Source organism: Streptococcus sp. S784/96/1, assembly GCF_902729355.1.
Taxonomy (GTDB): Bacteria; Bacillota; Bacilli; order Lactobacillales; family Streptococcaceae; genus Streptococcus; species Streptococcus caledonicus.
Genome location: NZ_CACVCC010000004.1, coordinates 32,154 through 51,332, shown reverse-complemented (window position 1 = coordinate 51,332; position 19,179 = coordinate 32,154). Strand labels below are relative to the sequence as shown.

Below are 19,179 nucleotides of genomic sequence, written 5' to 3'. Positions count from 1 at the left end.
TGCTTATTTTAAGGTATAATGAAGCAAATGTCAAGTGATTTATTGGTAAAAACTATAAATTTCTCTAAAAATGACCATAACGTTCGGAAATAGCTTAGTGGTTTTTCCGTAGCAAATTTGTGACAGTACGGTTAAAGTTTGTTAAACTAAAGAAAAAAGATATGGAGAATCGTTTATGAAATCATATGATATTATCGTGATTGGTTTTGGTAAGGCGGGAAAAACGCTTGCTGGGAAAATGGCTGCAATAGGTAAAAAAGTAGCATTGGTTGAGCAAAATGCGGCTAATTACGGTGGAACTTGTATCAATATTGGATGTATTCCAACTAAAACTTTGATACAGGCAGCAGAAAACAATTTAACTTTTGAACAGGCAATGACGCTCAAAGAGACTGTGACGACTCGTCTTCGCAATAAAAATCAGATGGTTTTGGAAAATAGCGGAACTGATCTCATCAATGCTCATGCTAAATTTATTTCTAACAAAGTGATTGAAGTTTCAGCTGGTGATGAGACAGAGCATTTAACAGCTGAAACCATTATTATCAATACTGGTGCTGTATCAAATGTCTTTCCAATTCCAGGTCTCTTGGAGAGTAAAAATGTGGTTGATAGTACAGGGATTCAAAACTTGCCCGAGCAACCAAAACGGCTTGGTATCATTGGTGGCGGTAATATTGGTCTTGAGTTTGCGTCACTTTATGCTCGTCTAGGTAGCCAAGTTACTGTCTTTGAAAATTCGCCAGTCATTTTGGGGCGTTATGAAGAAGTTGCTGCAAAACTAGCTCAACAGTACCTTGAAGAAGATGGCGTCAGCTTTGTTCTTGGAAGTCAAGTTGAAGCAGTTGCCAACCGTGGTGAAGAAGTGGTTGTTACTGAAAGTGGTAAAGAGTATGTTTTTGATACTGTCATGTATGCTATGGGACGTAAACCAGCTACTGAAGGGTTAGGTCTTGAAAATACTGATATCGTGGTGACTGACCGTGGTGCAGTACAGGTTGATGACTACTGTGAGACAACTGTTCCAGGGGTCTATGCTGTTGGTGATGTTAATGGTGGACTTCAGTTCACTTACACTTCTCTTGATGACTTCCGAATCGTTTTTGGGAAATTGACTGACTATGGTCATTATAATCTTCAAAGTCGTCAAAATGTGCCAAATTCCCTCTTTATTGAACCAGCTCTATCTCAAGTTGGTTTGACGGAAAAAGCTGCGCAAGAAGCAGGACTACCATACAAAGCCAATGAATTGTTGGTAGCCAATATGCCAAGAGCCCATGTCAATAATGACCTTCGAGGTGTTTATAAAGTGATTGTCAATACTGAAACAAATGAAATTCTAGGAGCAACCCTCTTTGGATCAGGAAGTCATGAAATCATTAACCTCATCAAAATGGCTATGGATAACAAAATTCCATATACTTATCTCAAAAATCAAATCTTCACTCATCCAACAATGGCAGAGAATTTGAATGATGTTTTTAATTTTTAGTTTCTCATTTTGCAGGTGGTAGAAACCAAGGTGTTTCTGCCGCTTTTAAGTCTATGACTAAAAAATGCTATAATGGGTATGACTTTAAGATGAAAAATGGGTTTGGAGGTAGTTAATGTCTAAGCAAAATATCTATGATAATGATACTTTTTTTGAAGGATATCAAGCCATTAGAAAAAATGAACGCAATGCCAACAATCTTTTTGAAATTCCTGCATTGTTTTCCCTGTTACCTGATTTGAAAGGTAAAACTATTCTTGATTTAGGTTGTGGATTCGGTGTCCATTGTCGAAAATTTGCTGAGGCAGGGGCCAATCATGTATTGGGGATTGATATTTCAGAGAAAATGTTAGCAGTAGCTGAAACTGAAAATAGCCATACAAATATCACTTATCTCAACCTACCAATGGAGGATATTGATCAACTGGAGGGGAACTTTGACTTAGTTATCAGTTCTCTGGCTTTTCACTATGTGAAAGATTTTTCGGATTTGATTACTAAAATCTATGATAGACTAAATGATAATGGCTCCCTAGTATTTTCACAGGAACATCCAATCAATACCTGCCATGCAGGTGGTGATCGGTGGACTAGAGATGCTGATGGAAATCGTCTGCATTTGAATTTGGCTCATTACAGCGTCTCAGGAGAACGTGAGTCAGTTTGGTTTGTGGACAATGTTAAAAAGTATCATCGAACATTTTCAGAGATTATAAATATCTTAATATCTGCTGGATTTACTATTGAGAAAATGATTGAACCTCTCCCAGAGAATAAGATACTAGAAGAATATCCTGAGTATAGGGATTTACTACATAAGCCCGATTTCTTGGTTGTGAAAGCTCAAAAACTAAAAAAGAAAGATTAAGGTTTAGCTCTGCTATTTTCCCTAAAAAATGGTAAAATAGTAGGGCTTATTTTTGTGAATGGAGAGATTAAAATGGGAAATCCCCTTTTAAATGGAATGAATGATCGTCAGGCGGAGGCGATAGAGACGACAGAAGGCCCCTTGCTGATTATGGCAGGAGCGGGGTCTGGTAAGACGCGTGTGTTGACGCACCGAATTGCCTACCTCATTGATGAGAAGATGGTTAATCCTTGGAATATTTTGGCCATTACCTTTACCAATAAGGCTGCGCGTGAAATGCGTGAGCGTGCTATGGCTTTAAATCCAGCTACTGCGGACACTTTAATTGCGACTTTCCACAGCATGTGTGTCCGTATTTTGCGCCGTGAAGCTGACCACATCGGTTATAATCGTAATTTCACTATTGTTGATCCTGGAGAACAGCGCACGCTGATGAAACGGATTTTGAAAAATATGAATTTGGATCCGAAAAAATGGAGTGAACGGTCAATTTTGGGGACCATTTCCAATGCCAAAAATGATTTGCTGGATGAAGTGGCCTATGAGCATATGGCTGGGGAGATGTACACTCAGATTGTAGCCAAGTGTTACAAGGCTTATCAAGAAGAATTGCGTCGTAGTGAGGCTATGGACTTTGATGATTTAATCATGATGACGCTTCGCCTTTTCGATAAAAATCCAGATGTTTTGGCTTACTACCAACAACGTTACCAGTATATTCATGTGGATGAATACCAGGATACCAACCATGCCCAGTACCAGTTGGTGAAATTATTAGCTTCTCGTTTCAAAAATATCTGTGTCGTGGGTGATGCGGACCAATCTATCTACGGCTGGCGCGGGGCTGATATGCAAAACATCCTTGATTTTGAAAAGGACTATCCAGAGGCTAAAGTGGTTCTCTTGGAGGAAAACTATCGCTCAACGAAAAAAATCTTGCAAGCGGCAAATGAGGTGATTAGCAATAATAAAAATCGCCGTCCTAAAAAATTATGGACCCAAAATGACGACGGTGAACAATTGGTTTACTATCGTGCTAATGATGAGCGCGATGAGGCAGTATTTGTAGCCTCAACCATCAGCAATATGGTGAGCGAAACAGCTAAAAATTTCAAAGATTTTGCGGTTCTTTATCGTACCAACGCACAATCTCGTACCATTGAGGAAGCTCTCTTGAAATCCAACATTCCATATACCATGGTTGGGGGAACTAAGTTCTATAGCCGTAAGGAAATTCGTGATGTCATTTCTTACCTCAATATCATTGCCAACACGGCAGACAACATTAGTTTTGAACGGATTGTCAATGAACCAAAACGTGGTGTGGGACCAGGAACTCTTGAAAAAATCCGTACCTTTGCCTATGAGCGTGAGCTGAGCCTACTAGATGCGTCGGCTAATATCATGTTGTCTTCAATTAAGGGAAAAGCTGCACAGGCGGTCTGGGATTTGGCAAACCTTATTCTCAATTTGCGAGCAGACTTGGATAAATTTTCAGTGACAGAACTAGTTGAAACGGTTCTGGCTAAATCAGGTTACCTAGAAGCCTTACGTCTACAAAACACATTAGAAAGTCAAGCGCGTGTGGAAAATATTGAAGAGTTTCTTTCGGTAACGAAAAACTTTGATGAGAATAATGACGACGGTATTCCTGATGAAACAGGCTTAGACCGTCTTAGCCGTTTCTTGAATGATTTGGCACTGATTGCAGACACAGACGATGGCAATGTGGAGTCGGCAGAGGTGACCCTAATGACTCTCCATGCTGCTAAAGGGTTGGAGTTCCCGGTTGTTTTCTTAATCGGTATGGAAGAAGGGGTCTTTCCCTTATCGCGTACTGCCGAGGAACCAGATGAATTGGAAGAGGAGCGCCGTCTAGCCTATGTTGGTATTACCCGTGCCGAAGAAATTCTCTTTATGACTAACGCCAATACCCGTACCCTCTTTGGTAAGACTAGCTATAACCGTCCAACTCGCTTCCTTCGTGAAATTTCAGATGACTTATTAGCTTATCAAGGTTTGGCACGACCAGCCAATACGTCATTTATGGCGATGTCGTCAAATAGCAGTGCAACTCAATTTGGTCAAGGAATGAGCCTCTCACAAGCCATTCAAGCCCGTAAAGCGCAAGCGCAACCACGACAAACAAGTACCGCACAGCCTTTTATTAAAGGAGGCACGCCGTTTGGTAAAACCAATGATAACGCAAGTGCAGACTGGCAAGTTGGTGACATCGCTGTCCACCGTAAGTGGGGAGAAGGCATTGTTCTAGAAGTATCTGGTAGCGGAACAACACAAGAATTGAAAATAAAATTCTCAGAAGTCGGTCTAAAAAAACTGCTAGCTAGTGTGGCGCCTATCACAAAGAAAGGCTAATGATAGCTGTGAAGTGCTACTTTGATACCAGTAAGAAGTAGAGAAATATTGACTTATTTTTAGCGACGTATTGTAAAGTCAAGTGCAACAAGTTTGATACTAAATTTTTATCTGGTAATAGTCTTTATGATTGATTGGTGATGCTTAAGATTAATTGACTATGCTGGAGATGGATAGATATCTGTTATAAATAGTCTTAGAATCAACAATTTAGTAATTTGATGATTCTAGGGCTTTTTGTATTCACCAAATCTTTAGAGAAAATAAATGTAGAATCAGTAAATTGTATCTATGATTTTTAAATCATCAGACTAATTTTGAAAAAATAGTTCAAAATAGAAAAATATGTTGACAATTCATCTGATGTATTGTAGAATAAAACACGTAAATAAAACGCTTACACAAAAAGCGTTCAGATACTAATTTTTATGGAGGTTTCCAAAATGGAAAAATCATTGGAAAAACGTACCGAAGATGTAACGTATAACCGTGCTAAAGTATGGCAAATTATTCTTTTTGCTATGAACAATACTTCAACAAATATTTATTTAGTTGCTTTTACGTTTGTAACGTATCTATCAACAGGTGTTCTTGGTTTGGCAGCGATATTTGTTAGTCAATTAATGGGCTATATTCGTATTTTTGATGGTTTTATTGATCCAACAATTGGTGTTATCATTGATAAAACAGAAACTGCATTTGGTAAATATCGTCCAATTTTGGTCATTGGTAATCTCATAACTGCTAGTTCACTCTTAATGATGCTTGGGTTGAGTCAAGTTAGTGAGGGATTACGTTTTTCATTGTTTATCCTTGTTTTAATTATTCATAAAATTGGTTACTCACTGCAACAGACGATTACTAAAGCAGGACAAGTTGCGTTGACTAACGATCCGAAACAACGTCCGATTTTTAACATTGTTGATGGTATTGCAACGACAGTGATGTTCTCTGGTAGCCAAATGTATGTATCTGGTACCTTGGTTCCTAAACACGGCGGCTTTACACCAAGTTTCTTCCAAGAGCTTTTCTTAACGGTGATTACTATATCTGCTGTCCTTGGTGTTCTTGCTATTATTGGTATTTGGGAAAAAGATAATAAAAAATATTTTGGTCTTGGAGAAAAAACACAAGAAACAAAATTGCGTGATTACTGGAAAGTTATTAAGGGAAACAAACCACTTCAAGTTCTTTCAATCTCAGCAGCTCTTGTTAAGTTCGTCGCACAATTATTTGGTGACTCAGTTGTAGGTGTAATGCTTTATGGTATTATTTTTGGTAACTATGCTCTATCAGGACAGATGTCATTTCTTGTTATCATTCCAGGAATTATTGTAACAGTAGGTGCTGCACAAATAGCTCGTCGTAAAGGCCTTCGTTTTGCCTATGTAACGGCTCTACAAATTGGGATTATTGGTTTAATTGCTTTTTCTGGTCTTTTAACAATTGCAAAACCTGGTATGCTTGACTTGAAAGCATGGAATCTTTATACAATAGCTTTCTTTATCACCTTCATCATTGCACGTTATGCTTCAACAGCACCATCTAGTCTTGTATTGACCATGGGAGCTGATATTACAGACTACGAAACTTCTGTGTCAGGTCGTTACCTTTCTGGTATGATTGGAACAATCTTCTCTTTGACTGACTCGATTGCTTCATCATTGGCTCCTATGGTAGTTGGTTTCGTACTCGCAGCTATTGGTTTTGGAAAAGAATTTCCAACAGTTGAGACACCTTTTTCAAATGATTTGAAGATGGCATTGATTACTTTATTTGCTATTATTCCAATTGTTGTTCTTTTAGTGTCACTATTCTTGATGAAATTCTATAAACTTGACCGTGAAGAAATGGCACGTATTCAAGAAAAAATTCATGTCATGAAAGCGGCAGATGATGAAGAACGTGTTCGTGCGATTGCGAAAAATGTTCCTCTAACTGATATGGATTACGTTGACGTTACAAAATATAAAGTTGATCAATACGACGAAAAATAAGATAGACAGAAAAACATGGCGAATTGTCCATGTTTTTTTGTGTCTGTTAGGGAAGATGGTGATTGGTTTTACGATATTGACTTGGTGTCATTTGCTTAAGTTCTTTAAAGACTTTTGAGAAATAATCGCTGGATTGGAAGCCACAACGTTCAGAAATTTCCAATATAGATAAGGCCTTGTTAGAGAGCAATTCACAGGCCTTTTCGATTCGGAAGTGCTGGAGATAGTCAGACAGTGACATGTTGACTTCTTTATGAAAGAGACTGCTGAGATAATTTTTAGAAATGTGGCAATGCTCCGCTAATTGATTAAGCTTTATATTGCTTTGGTAATGTTGGTCAATATATAGAGTAGGGCATTTTGAATGATTAGTGAATAGTTAGAGGTATTGCGATAGCTTTTGATTAAATCACAGGAAAAAAGATAATTAGTTCTATTTTAGATAAGCAAATTTGGGTAGCTTTTGCTTATCTTTTCTATGATTTGTCTTATACAGGTACTTCTATGCCTTATGGTGCGATGGCTTCAGTTATCACTGATAAACTAGAGGAACGCGTGAAGTTATCATGTGCCCGTAGCTTGGGTGGTATCGTAGTTGGTGTCCTTTTCATGCCAATTATCAATATGATGGTTTGGGATGTAGATTGTAACCAAATGTTAAGAACTATTTTCTTGTGATTGTAGGTGCAGCTGTAGGAATACTTATTTTCTACAGTCATGTGGTATTAAGTACCGTAATTTGAAAGGTCTAGTGACTTATGATCGTCAGAACAAGAAAGATGCATTTTATTACTACAAGGCCAAATGGGTTAAGCAGCCATTTGTACATCTAGCAGGAAAAGATTTTTCAAAACGTATAGGAGATGTTCTGGTACTGAAAGCATACTCAAATCAGAAGCAAATTATTTTTGAAGTCATGGGACAACATTATTCTGTCGCTTCCAAGACTGGAGTCTTTACAATTGAAATTCCATTTACTGAACAAGAACTTACAGTGAGGGTAACGGCTGGTACAGTATCTGACTGGTCAGTATTTACAAAAGTGACAGAATTACCTGAAGAATACACGTATAAAGATGCTCATCCAGGTGTTAATGTTCAAAATTGGTTTGAAACAGATGAGGAGAAGGAGAAGCTTTTCCCAGAAGATGTTTATTCCATTATGGACTCTACAGCAGTCTTATTATCCAATGCAGAAACGCTGTCAGTATTAGAAAAATTAATGCCTAAACATATTGCTAGTATGATTGAACGAGGTGGAAATATGCCTTTGCACCGTGTCATCTTTTATATGAGAGAAGCTTATTCAGAAGAAGATGTTCAGAAAATTAATGAAGGTCTGAAAAAGATAAAAAAATAACTTAGTTTCATTCTAACAGAATAACTACACCTTTTGACGATAAACGTTTGAAGGTGTTTTTTGGTATAATTTATGAGCAAATAATTGACAAATCATCCGATGAATTGTAGAATGTACTTGTAAAACGTTTTCACAAAAAGGAAGTGAGTTCATGAAAATTAAGGCATTTGGGGAAATCATGCTTCGTTTATCCCCTCCACAACATCAGACGATGACGCAGGCAACGACTTTTGACTGTCAATTTGGAGGGTCAGAATTAAATGTGTTATCTACTCTTGGACAACTAGGTCATCAGGTGTCAATGATATCAGCAATTCCAGATAATGACATTGGCCATATGGCAGAATCTTTTCTTTTTGCCCATCAGATTGGACAAGAACATCTGGTCAAATCCGGTGAGAGGTTGGGGATATATTACTATCAAAAAGGTTTCTCACTGCGTTCTAGTCGTGTTCTTTACGATAGAAAATACTCTTCATTTTATGAATCAACATTATCAGATTATGACTTAGATGCTATCTGTGATGATATGGAGTGGCTCCATGTCAGTGGGATAACGGTTGCTCTTAATCCTGAAATCTATAAAATTTCATTAGCTTTGATGGAACGTGCGAAGGCAAAGGGGATTCCAATTTCTTTTGATTTAAACTATCGCGAAAGTCTTTGGGAGTCTTTTGAACAGGCTAGGGTTGAGCTATCTAAGTTAGTATCACTTGCAGATGTCTGTATTGGACTTGAGCCGATTTCTCTCTTGACTGACAAAGGGACAGACTTAAAGGATGAGACAGGGTTTACAAGACCTTATCGTGATCGAGAAGCTTTGCTATTAATCCTAAAAGAAATGGCGAAGCGCTATGAATTAAAAACAATTGCCTTTACTGAGCGTGAAATTGGTGCGACGAATGAATATGTGCTAAAAGCCTATCTTTACGATGGCGAGATGGAAACGTTGTATGAAACAGATCGTGAATCCATTCAAGTTCTGGATCGTGTTGGGACGGGAGATGCTTATACCGCAGGCATTATCTACGGCTTGATTGAAAAGGTACCAATGCAGGATGTTTTGGATATTGCGATGGCAAGCTTTAAGTTTAAACACACTATTGAAGGTGATATTAATATTGTAACCAAGAAGGATATTGAGCAACTGATGAAAAAAGGGGCTCAGGATATTAAACGTTAGGAGAAATATATGCTATACCCACAATTAACAAAAACACGCAACCTTTATGATTTGAACGGCGTTTGGAACTTTAAATTGGGTGACCACAATCCTCAAGAAAAGCTCAGTTCTGAAACTGTTATGGTTGTTCCGACTTCATTTAATGATGTTTCAGTTGATAAGGACATTCGTAACTACATCGGAGACTTTTGGTATGAGCGTGAAGTTGAGATTCCAAAAGTTAGTCGTGACGAAGAATTAGTGATACGCTTTGGTTCTGTAACTCACCGTGCCAAAGTGTATGTCAATGGAGAATTTCTTGGAGAGCATGAAGGTGGTTTTACACCGTTTGAAATCATTGTTCCAGAAAATTATTATCAAGAGCAGACGCTAAAAATCTCAGTATGTGCCAATAATGAGCTCAACTATACCACCTTGCCAGTAGGAAATTATTTTGAAGAAGTACAAGAAGATGGTTCAGTCAAAAAAGTTGTGAAAGAGAATTTTGACTTCTTCAACTATGCTGGGATTCATCGACCAGTGAAATTAGTGGTACGTCCTAAAACACATATCTCAGACATCGTGATTGTGTCGACTTTGTCAAACGATTTGCAAACAGCTGACGTAGCTGTAACTGTGGCAACATCCGAAGCAGTTGATGAGGTTCGTGTGACGATTTTGGATGAAGAGAGAAATGTTGTTGCGACTGCTGAAAATGGCAGAGCGGTGATTCCAAATGTCCGCCTTTGGGAAGTTCTAGATGCCTATCTTTATACGGCGCAGGTAGAAGTTTATAAAGGTGGCGAGCTTGTTGATACCTATTCAGAACCGTTTGGGGTTAGAAGTGTCCGTGTCGCTGAAGGACAATTTTTGGTCAACGAAAAACCAGTTTATTTCAAAGGCTTTGGCAAACATGAAGATACTTTTATCAATGGCCGTGGGTTGAACGAAGCAGCTAACCTTATGGACTTGAACCTTCTCAAAGAAATGGGAGCCAATTCTTTCCGTACCTCTCATTATCCATACTCTGAAGAAATGATGCGTTTGGCAGACCGAATGGGTGTCTTGGTGATTGATGAAGTGCCTGCAGTTGGACTGTTCCAAAACTTTAGCGCAGCATTGGATCTCTTAGGAGATGGCGAAAAACCAAAAAATACTTGGGAAGTGATGAAGACTAAAGCAGCTCACGAACGAGTGATTGATGAACTGGTGGCACGTGATAAAAACCACGCTTGTGTTGTCATGTGGGTTGTGGCAAATGAACCTGCAAGCCATGAGGATGGTGCGCGTGACTATTTCAAACCATTAATTGAACGCTATCGTGACAATGACCCTCAAAAACGTCCTGTTACCTTGGTCAACATTATGAATGCTACACCTGATAAAGACCAAGTGCTAGATTTGGTTGATGTGGTTTGTTTAAATCGCTATTATGGTTGGTATGTAGCTCATGGCGATTTGAAAAAAGCAGAGCTAGGACTTCGTAAAGAGTTGGAAACGTGGCAAAATCTTTACCCAGACAAACCGATTCTCATCACAGAATACGGTGCTGACACACTTCCTGGATTGCACAGTATGTGGGATATTCCTTACACAGAGGAATATCAACGAGACTACTACGAAATGAATCATAAGGTCTTTGATACAATTCCTAATCTTATTGGTGAGCAAGTATGGAATTTTGCAGATTTTGAGACTAATGTGATGTTAATCCGTGTCAAAGGGAATCACAAAGGGCTTTTCTCACGTAATCGTGAACCTAAGATGATTGTCTATGACATTAAGAAACGCTGGACTAGCATTCCACATTACCATGATAAAAAGAAAAAATGATATACTAATATTAAGAAATTAATAGAGGAGTAAAGGCCATGGCGAAACCACGTGTGGAACAAGCAGCAGAACGACTTTGGAAATATATTGTGGACAATGAATTGGAAGTTGGGACAAAGCTTCCAAATGAATACGAGCTAGCAACAGTTTTAGAAGTAGGACGCTCAACCGTTCGTGAAGCAGTTAGAGCGCTTGCTGGGCGTAATATCTTAGAAGTTCGTCAAGGTTCTGGGACATATATTAGTAGCAAAAAAGGGATTGCTGAAGATCCACTAGGATTTTCGCTAGTCAAAGACCGTGTCAAATTAACGACAGATTTATTTGAATTGCGCTATTTGTTAGAGCCAAGAATTGCAGAGCGAGCAGCGCAATTTGCCACTGATGAAGATATTGAAAACCTTGAAAAAGTGGTTATTTCCATTGAAGAAGCTGTTGAAAAGGGTGACCCAGTTCATTTAGACTTAGATGTCAAATTCCACACTATGTTAGCTGAAATGAGTGGGAATATTGCGATGACTAGTTTATCGCCTGTCATTAATGAGTCCATTCATTTAATCAATGAAGATTATACAAGTCGTCAGATGAAGGACTCTAGTTTAAAAGCACATCGTAATATTCTTTACGCTATTAAAACGAGACATCCTATCGCTGCATATGATAGTATGCTGGGACATATTTTAGAAGTGCGACAGACAGTCTTAGCTGAGTGGTTTAATAAGGATATTCCATTGCATGGCATGCGTCGATAATAAATTGAAAAGGTTGGGACAATATAAATATCTCAACCTTCTTTTTTTTATAGTAATAACAGATTGACGCAGTGCTTTATTATTGACAAATCATCTGATGAATTGTATAATATAACTATGATAACGATTACAAATGGAGGTTGTTATGTTAGAAACGTTGAAACAAAATTACTTTTTTGCAGTAGTGCGCGGAAAGACAGAGGAAGACGCTAAAGAAATTTCTCGTTATGCCATAAAAGGTGGTATTCGAAACATTGAAATTACATTCTCCACTCCAAATGCTGCCAAAGTCATCCGTGAATTATCAGATGAATTTTCAGATAGGGATGATGTTGTTGTGGGGGCTGGTACAGTTATGACGACAGAGTTAGCTCAAGAAGCGATAGCAGCAGGGGCGAAATTTTTAGTCAGTCCTCATTTTTCATCAGCGATTCAAGAGGTTGCAAAGAAAGCTGATAACCTTTATTTCCCTGGCTGTGCGACAGTAACTGAAATTGTTTCAGCAATGGAAGCTGGATGTCAGATTATCAAACTATTCCCTGGTGGGGTACTTGGTCCTGGTTTTATCAAGGATGTTCATGGTCCAATTCCACAAGTGGATTTGATGCCTTCTGGCGGTGTATCTATTGATAATATTGCTGCTTGGAAAAAAGCTGGTGCTTGTGCAGTTGGTATCGGATCTGCTCTTGCAAGCAAAGTCGCTACTGATGGTTATGAAAGTGTCACAGAGATAGCAAAAGCATTTATTGAAGCAGCAGGAGAATAATCGTATGACTTTTAATGATCGTAATTTTATGCTCAAAAATGAGCCAGCACAAAAAATTTATGAACAAATTAAGGATCAACCAATTTTTGACTACCACTGTCACCTTGATCCAAAAGAGATTTTTGAAGACAAGCTTTATGACAATATCGTTGACCTTTGGTTGGGGGGGGATCATTATAAATGGCGCTTGATGCGTGCTAATGGTGTTTCAGAAGAGGAAATTACTGGTTCTGCATCAAAGCTAGATAAATTCAAAGCCTTTGCCCGTACTCTTGAAAAAGCCTATGGGAACCCTGTTTATCACTGGTCAGCGATGGAGCTAAAAAATGTTTTTGGCGTTGAAGAGACTTTGACAGAAAGCAATGCTGAAAGACTTTATCATCAGTTGAATGCATATCTGGTGGAGCATCACATTAGCCCACGTAAGCTTATCGCTGATAGTAAAGTTACATTTATCGGTACGACAGATCATCCCTTAGATGATTTGGAGTGGCACCAAAAATTGGCAGCAGATAGTAGTTTTGAAACTGTGGTTGCTCCGACCTTCCGACCTGATGAAGCGTTTATTGAACATCGTAATTTCGTCAATTTTGTTAACCGTCTCAGTGATAAGACAGCTCTTGAAATTACTGATTTTAGCTCCTTTGTCAGAGCGCTTGAAAAACGAATCGCTTATTTTGCAGAACATGGTTGTAAGGCAAGTGATATCAGCTTTACAGAAATTGTTTTTGAGCTAGCGACGAAAGCTGAATTGGATCAACTTTTTGGAAAAGTTAAAGCGGGTGACAGACCTAATCTTTTCGAAATCAAACAGTGGCAAACAGCTGTTTTTGCAGAATTATGCCGTCTTTATAAGAAATACGGTTTTGTGACTCAGGTTCATTTTGGGGCGCTACGCAATAACCACTCAGGTATTTTCAATAAGCTTGGAGCAGATGTTGGTGTAGATTCTCTTGGTGATCAGACGGCACTTGCTAGCAGCATGAACCGCCTTTTGGATGACTTGGTACAGAAAGATGCTTTACCAAGAATGATTTGGTATAACCTGAATCCAGCCTATAATATTGCGGTTGCCAACACCCTTCAAAATTTCCAAGCTAATGAAGATGGTGTACCTGGCTACCTACAATTTGGTGCTGGTTGGTGGTTTGCTGATACCAAACTTGGTATGATCAGTCAGATGAATGCATTAGCTGAGCAAGGTATGCTTGCTAATTTTGTAGGTATGTTGACGGATTCGCGTAGCTTCTTATCTTATCAACGTCATGATTATTTCAGACGCATTTTATCTAATTGTCTAGGTGAATGGATTGTTGATGGGGAAGTACCAGAAGACTATGAAGCGCTTGGTCAAGTAGCTAAGAACATTTCATATCACAATGCAGTAGCTTATTTTGCATAATGTTCATGATAGAACATCAATGAGAAAAAAGAATTGGAGATTAAAAAATGAAAATGTCATTTCGTTGGTACGGGAAAAAAGATCCTGTTACCCTAGAGGAAATCAAAGCAATCCCTGGCATGCAAGGAATTGTAACAGCTGTTTATGATGTGCCAGTTGGTCAAGCTTGGCCATTGGAAAATATTCTCGAACTTAAAAAGATGGTAGAAGATGCCGGTCTTGAAATTACAGTGATTGAATCTATCCCTGTTCATGAGGATATAAAACAAGGTAAACCTAACCGTGACGAATTAATTGAAAACTACAAGACCTCCATTAAAAATGTTGGAGCAGCTGGGATTCCAGTGGTTTGTTATAACTTTATGCCAGTTTTTGACTGGACACGTTCTGACCTAAATCATCCCCTACCAGATGGATCGACGTCACTTGCTTTCTTAAAATCTGATTTAGAAGGTGTTGATCCTGTTGCGGATGATTTGAATTTACCAGGTTGGGATTCTTCTTATTCAAAAGAAGAAATGAAAGCTATCATTGAAAACTATCGCGAAAATATTTCTGAGGAAGATCTTTGGTCAAACTTAGACTATTTCATTAAAGCGATTATGCCAACTGCAGAGGCGGCAGGTGTTAAAATGGCGATTCACCCAGATGATCCACCGTATGGTATCTTTGGATTGCCACGCATTATCACTGGTCAAGAGGCAGTTGAACGCTTCCTTGATATCTATGATTCTGAAAATAACGGAATTACCATGTGTGTTGGTTCTTATGCTTCTGATCCTAAAAATGATGTGATTGCGATGACAGAATACGCATTGAAGCGTAACCGCATTAACTTCATGCACACACGTAATGTGACTGCAGGAGATTGGGGATTCCAAGAAACAGCGCACTTGTCTGAAGCAGGTGACATTGACATGAATGCCATTGTGAAGTTACTTGTGGATTATGATTGGCAAGGTAGCTTGAGACCTGACCATGGTCGTCGTATCTGGGGGGACCAAACGAAGACACCAGGTTATGGTCTATTTGACCGGGCCTTAGGAGCGACGTATTTCAACGGTCTTTATGAAGCAAATATGCGTGCAGCTGGAAAGACACCAGATTTTGGTACCCGTGTCAAAACTGTAGGTGATAAGTAATAAGAAAGGGAATGTTATGTCTAAAGTGATTGAATTTAAAGATAAGGTCGTTGTTGTAACAGGAGCTGGTGGTGTACTTTGTGGCTTCTTTGCTAAAGAATTTGCCAAAGCTGGCGCTAAAGTTGCTCTGCTTGACCTTAATCAAGAAGCAGCTCAAAAATTTGCAGATGAGATTAATGCTGAAGGAGGTATAGCTAAAGCCTATAAAGCTAACGTTCTTGAGAAAGAAAACTTGGAAGAAGTGCGTAAAGCTGTGCTTGCAGACCTCGGACCTACAGATATTCTGATCAACGGTGCTGGCGGAAATAATCCAAAAGCAACAACGGATAATGAATTTCATGCTACAGACTTGCCAGAAGGAACCAAAACTTTCTTTGATTTAGATAAGTCTGGAATTGAATTTGTTTTCAATCTCAATTACCTTGGAACGCTTTTACCAACACAAGTATTTGCGCAAGATATGGTTGGCCGCCCTGGCGCAAACATCATCAATATTTCAAGTATGAATGCTTACACACCATTGACAAAAATTCCAGCTTATTCAGGAGCGAAAGCTGCAATTTCTAACTTTACCCAATGGTTAGCGGTTCACTTCTCGCAAGTTGGTATTCGTTGCAATGCCATTGCACCAGGTTTCTTAGTAAGTAATCAAAATCGCGCTCTGCTATTTAATGAAGATGGCACACCATCAGCCCGTGCGGAGAAAATTTTGCGCAATACACCAATGGGACGTTTCGGAGAAGCAGAAGAATTGGTTGGGGGAATCTTCTTCTTAGCTGATGAAAATCTTGCTAGTTTCGTGAATGGAGTTGTTCTGCCAATTGATGGAGGCTTCTCAGCTTATTCAGGGGTGTAATTTAGGGTAACTCATCCGCTGTTAGAGCGGGAGATAACAATGAACAGGTTCAGTCGTTTTTCTCGCTCTTTTTACAATATAGTCATTTAGTTTAAAAATAGTCAGCAACCCTAAGATTAGTTACATTTTATTTCTCATTTACATATGATTGCTTCATCATGTATCATATACTATATTTTCTGCAATCCTTACGAGCGATGAAGTCGCAACAACTAGCACTTTCCGTAATGGTGAAAACACTAAAATGGTTAAGTTTTAATTGTTCGAGAGAGTGAAAATGTCCAGTGGACAGTTTTCAGTCGGAGCTTAAAATGAGAGCGCGAGGAGAATTAGGATTGCCAAGAAGAAATGGAACTCGGTAGGAGGCCTTGACACTGACTTTGTTAACTTAATTTCCCGCCTCCAAAGGGCTCCCACACCACATTAGGAAAAAAATCACTAAATAAAATCGAAATGATCACACAGAATAAAAGGGGTTACATAATGGAAATAATTGCACTTAAGCCAGACAGTTTAAAAAAACTTCGAGATATCAACCCACTCTTGGTCTCTTATAATGTTGAGTTTGCAGAGGTAACAGGTGGAACATTTTGGAAAGCTTATTCTGATAAACAGATTTCTGGCGAAGAAGAATTTTACGTAGAGCCATCAGAAGATGGTATTGCAGCTATGTACAAGGATTTGATGCAGGTTTATTCACCAATTAATCTGTATGATGAAAAGCTTCGCTATTTGTCTAAGGAGTTGGGACAAGCTTGGGTTCGTGTTTCTGGTACCTGGTCTACTAAAACCTATTATGATTTTGAAGGGCAGTATCAGGGGGAAGTTCCGAAAGGCTATCTCAATGTTTTAACCAAAGAGCAGTGGATTGGCGTTCTTGATTTTGTGAAATCCATCAACGGCAAACTTATGATTTCAATGGCAAATTGTCCAGGATTACATTCAGCCGAAGAACCTTGGCATCCTGGAGAGGCTGAGAAAATCTTTTCACTCAGTCAATCTTATGGTGTACCTATCGAAGCTGTTGAATTTACTAATGAACCTAATATGTTAGAAGATACAGGTTTTCCAGAAGGCTACACTGCGCAGCATTATCGTCGTGATCAAGATATTTTCTTTAGTTGGTTGGAGGTTAATTACCCAGATTGTTTAAAGGTCGGTCCAAGCACTACTGGTGGAGACAATGTTGTTTTTGGTAAAAAAGATGAACAAGGAGCAGGTGGTATTGAACAAGTTGCGCGACAAATCGTTAATTGCTCTGATTTGATGGAAGGGACTCAAGTACCACTCGATATCTTTTCATACCACTATTACAATGGTGTTTCTGAACGTTTGGCTTCTGTTATACCTAGTGGGCATTGGTCACCTGAGGAGGCACTCACTGAAGATTATTTAGAAGTTGCTTCTGATTTTTGTAGGACCTACCTTCCTTTAAGAGATAGATATGTCCCTAATGCAGAAATGTGGGTCACTGAATCTGGAGATGCTGGTGGTGGTGGCAATACTTGGGCTTCGACTTTCTTAGATGTTTTCCGTACTCTTAATGAATTAGGTAGCTTTGCTACTCTTGCAAATGGCGTTATTTTCCACAATACTTTAGCTTCGTCTGATTATGGTTACCTTGCTCGTGAGGTGTTTGACCCTCGTCCAAACTATTTTGCTGTTCTTCTTTGGAACCGATTGATGGGGACAGAAGTTTTTGATAGTGGTTTTGAGATTCAAGAAGGGGCACATATTTTTGTGCATTCTAGAAAAGATGGTAGACAAGGTAAAGCTTACCTTATTATCAATAATTCAGAAGTCAATGATACGGTTATTAAGCTGGACAAAGAAGCAGAGCTTTATTTACTAGAAGGTGAGAACAAGGACAAACGTGCAAGGCAAATGACTTTAAATGGTAAGGTTTTAGAATTAACATCAGAAAATCAATTACCAGAAATTGTAGCTAATAAAGTGGAAGCTGGAGAAATTGTTATCCCCAAAACCTCTTGTGCATTTATCATACTTTAATACTCATCCAAAATCAAAATTAGCAGTTTAAGTAAAATAAAGCATCAATAAATGGCTTGATTTTCCTGAGCTTCTTTCGCCATGGTGGTATTCTTATCAAGAGTTTACTCTTGATAAGAACGGACTTTTTGAGACCTAGGCTCAAAAAGTAGCAATGAAACTCCGTAGGAGGTTGCTTGCGTCCGCACCTTTTTATAAAGAATCAAAAAAGTAATTTTTGATTTTTGTTAAGTATAAATATCGGGTTAAAGGTCATACGACTTTTAACCTTTTTTATCTAATGTTTTATATTGACAGCTTTTTCTTGTTTTGATATAATTAAATCATCAGATGATTTAGAGTTTAGGAGGGATTTGATGTCAAGCAAATTAGAGACTGTTGTTTTTTGTGTAGATTCTGATGGTTGTGCAATGGATACCATGACTTATAAGCACCAGCTTTTCTTTGGTCCGATTGCAGCGGATGTTTTTGAGGTGAAAGACAGAGATGCCTTTTTGGCAGAGTGGGACCGTGTTAACCTTTTTTCTAAAACGAGAGGTGTCAACCGTTTTGTTGGACTTGTTATGGGACTTGAATTTGCAGGTGTTGGCAATATTGAACACTTGAAACAATGGGTAGAGACGACGAGTTCGCTCTCAAATGCTAGCTTAGAAGCAGCGCTTTCTCAGAATCCATCAGATGATTTAAAAAAAGCTTTAGAATGGTCTAATGAAGTCAATCGTCAAATCAAATCCTATGATGGTGATGCTTTGGCATTTGAAGGAACTCTTGCAGGCTTACAAAAATTACACGCATTAGGTCGTGTTTTTGTGGTTAGCTCAGCTAATAAGGAAGCAGTTGAAGAAGAGTGGGTTGAACAGGGCCTAATGCCCCATATAGATGATTTGTATTGTCAGGATCGAGGTAAGAAAGAGGATGTGATTGCTGAACTCATCAATCAAGGGTATGATCCGAATCGCATGATGATGATTGGTGATTCTCCGGGAGATTTGGCGGCTGCTGAACAAAATGGCGTTGCGTTTTATCCGATTCTTGTTGGAAAAGAAGCTGAGTCTTGGAAACTTTTAGCTGATGAAGTAGCAGATGCTTTTGCTGAAGGGAAATTGACATCTGTAGACCAAGAAATGTATCATTCTAATTTTTGGAATAATTTAGCATAGGAGAAT

16 protein-coding genes are annotated in these 19,179 nt (G+C 38.8%); 15 read left to right on the top strand and 1 reads right to left on the bottom strand.

Translation table 11 applies throughout. The features are described 5' to 3' along the window. The first annotated feature begins 175 nt into the window (after positions 1-175). The 4 genes from GZ996_RS02220 (at position 176) to GZ996_RS02205 (ending at position 6,733) form a co-directional block, all read left to right on the top strand. Complete coding sequence (locus GZ996_RS02220; RefSeq protein WP_162011238.1) at positions 176-1,492, top strand: FAD-containing oxidoreductase; 1,317 nt, start codon at positions 176-178, stop codon at positions 1,490-1,492. A 115-nt stretch (positions 1,493-1,607) separates the two neighbouring features. Continuing rightward, entirely contained in the window at positions 1,608-2,360 is a 753-nt protein-coding gene (locus GZ996_RS02215; RefSeq protein WP_161980271.1) for a class I SAM-dependent methyltransferase, read from the top strand. A 72-nt stretch (positions 2,361-2,432) separates the two neighbouring features. Beyond that, positions 2,433-4,736: a DNA helicase PcrA gene (gene pcrA, locus GZ996_RS02210; RefSeq protein ID WP_162011237.1), complete on the top strand. Its 2,304-nt coding sequence runs from the start codon at positions 2,433-2,435 to the stop codon at positions 4,734-4,736. 443 nt (positions 4,737-5,179) lie between these two features. Next, positions 5,180-6,733: an MFS transporter gene (locus GZ996_RS02205; RefSeq protein WP_156805413.1), complete on the top strand. Its 1,554-nt coding sequence runs from the start codon at positions 5,180-5,182 to the stop codon at positions 6,731-6,733. Positions 6,734-6,779: 46 nt separating this feature from the next. Here GZ996_RS02205 and GZ996_RS02200 read toward each other — a convergent pair whose 3' ends face one another. Continuing rightward, complete coding sequence (locus tag GZ996_RS02200; RefSeq protein WP_162011264.1) at positions 6,780-7,076, bottom strand: helix-turn-helix transcriptional regulator; 297 nt, start codon at positions 7,074-7,076, stop codon at positions 6,780-6,782. Positions 7,077-7,141: 65 nt separating this feature from the next. On the opposite strand from GZ996_RS02200, the gene GZ996_RS02195 reads away from it, so the two are divergent. The 11 genes from GZ996_RS02195 (at position 7,142) to GZ996_RS02145 (ending at position 19,173) form a co-directional block, all read left to right on the top strand. Continuing rightward, positions 7,142-7,411: an MFS transporter gene (locus tag GZ996_RS02195; RefSeq protein WP_338014791.1), complete on the top strand. Its 270-nt coding sequence runs from the start codon at positions 7,142-7,144 to the stop codon at positions 7,409-7,411. A gap of 73 nt (positions 7,412-7,484) precedes the next feature. Next, on the top strand, positions 7,485-8,093 hold the full coding sequence (locus tag GZ996_RS02190) for a hypothetical protein (RefSeq protein WP_162011235.1): 609 nt from the start codon (positions 7,485-7,487) through the stop codon (positions 8,091-8,093). A gap of 151 nt (positions 8,094-8,244) precedes the next feature. Further along, positions 8,245-9,276, top strand: a complete 1,032-nt coding sequence (locus tag GZ996_RS02185; RefSeq protein ID WP_162011234.1) for a sugar kinase — start codon at positions 8,245-8,247, stop codon at positions 9,274-9,276. Positions 9,277-9,285: 9 nt separating this feature from the next. Further along, positions 9,286-11,088, top strand: coding sequence for a beta-glucuronidase (gene uidA / locus GZ996_RS02180; RefSeq protein ID WP_162011233.1), 1,803 nt, complete (start codon positions 9,286-9,288; stop codon positions 11,086-11,088). Between the two features lie 38 nt (positions 11,089-11,126). Beyond that, complete coding sequence (locus tag GZ996_RS02175) at positions 11,127-11,837, top strand: FadR/GntR family transcriptional regulator (RefSeq protein ID WP_162011232.1); 711 nt, start codon at positions 11,127-11,129, stop codon at positions 11,835-11,837. Positions 11,838-11,982: 145 nt separating this feature from the next. Next, positions 11,983-12,603 (top strand): bifunctional 4-hydroxy-2-oxoglutarate aldolase/2-dehydro-3-deoxy-phosphogluconate aldolase, encoded by a 621-nt coding sequence (locus GZ996_RS02170; protein ID WP_162011231.1) that lies wholly within the window; start codon positions 11,983-11,985, stop codon positions 12,601-12,603. Between the two features lie 4 nt (positions 12,604-12,607). Further along, entirely contained in the window at positions 12,608-14,005 is a 1,398-nt protein-coding gene (gene uxaC / locus GZ996_RS02165; protein WP_162011230.1) for a glucuronate isomerase, read from the top strand. 47 nt (positions 14,006-14,052) lie between these two features. Then, positions 14,053-15,147 carry a mannonate dehydratase gene (locus GZ996_RS02160; RefSeq protein ID WP_156805404.1) on the top strand — a complete coding sequence of 365 codons (1,095 nt, stop codon included), beginning with the start codon at positions 14,053-14,055 and terminating at the stop codon, positions 15,145-15,147. Positions 15,148-15,163: 16 nt separating this feature from the next. Continuing rightward, entirely contained in the window at positions 15,164-16,003 is an 840-nt protein-coding gene (locus GZ996_RS02155) for an SDR family oxidoreductase (protein WP_156805403.1), read from the top strand. A gap of 483 nt (positions 16,004-16,486) precedes the next feature. Then, positions 16,487-18,013, top strand: a complete 1,527-nt coding sequence (locus GZ996_RS02150; protein WP_443255847.1) for a beta-glucuronidase — start codon at positions 16,487-16,489, stop codon at positions 18,011-18,013. Positions 18,014-18,369: 356 nt separating this feature from the next. Further along, positions 18,370-19,173: an HAD family hydrolase gene (locus GZ996_RS02145; protein WP_162011229.1), complete on the top strand. Its 804-nt coding sequence runs from the start codon at positions 18,370-18,372 to the stop codon at positions 19,171-19,173. Positions 19,174-19,179 lie beyond the last annotated feature (6 nt).

Coding starts and splice junctions, on each gene's coding strand:
- GZ996_RS02205 (WP_156805413.1), top strand. CDS start 5,180: ATGGAAAAATCATTGGAAAAACGTACCGAAGATGTAACGTATAACCGT.
- GZ996_RS02220 (WP_162011238.1), top strand. CDS start 176: ATGAAATCATATGATATTATCGTGATTGGTTTTGGTAAGGCGGGAAAA.
- uxaC (WP_162011230.1), top strand. CDS start 12,608: ATGACTTTTAATGATCGTAATTTTATGCTCAAAAATGAGCCAGCACAA.
- GZ996_RS02175 (WP_162011232.1), top strand. CDS start 11,127: ATGGCGAAACCACGTGTGGAACAAGCAGCAGAACGACTTTGGAAATAT.
- uidA (WP_162011233.1), top strand. CDS start 9,286: ATGCTATACCCACAATTAACAAAAACACGCAACCTTTATGATTTGAAC.
- GZ996_RS02170 (WP_162011231.1), top strand. CDS start 11,983: ATGTTAGAAACGTTGAAACAAAATTACTTTTTTGCAGTAGTGCGCGGA.
- GZ996_RS02155 (WP_156805403.1), top strand. CDS start 15,164: ATGTCTAAAGTGATTGAATTTAAAGATAAGGTCGTTGTTGTAACAGGA.
- pcrA (WP_162011237.1), top strand. CDS start 2,433: ATGGGAAATCCCCTTTTAAATGGAATGAATGATCGTCAGGCGGAGGCG.
- GZ996_RS02145 (WP_162011229.1), top strand. CDS start 18,370: ATGTCAAGCAAATTAGAGACTGTTGTTTTTTGTGTAGATTCTGATGGT.
- GZ996_RS02160 (WP_156805404.1), top strand. CDS start 14,053: ATGAAAATGTCATTTCGTTGGTACGGGAAAAAAGATCCTGTTACCCTA.
- GZ996_RS02150 (WP_443255847.1), top strand. CDS start 16,487: ATGGAAATAATTGCACTTAAGCCAGACAGTTTAAAAAAACTTCGAGAT.
- GZ996_RS02215 (WP_161980271.1), top strand. CDS start 1,608: ATGTCTAAGCAAAATATCTATGATAATGATACTTTTTTTGAAGGATAT.
- GZ996_RS02185 (WP_162011234.1), top strand. CDS start 8,245: ATGAAAATTAAGGCATTTGGGGAAATCATGCTTCGTTTATCCCCTCCA.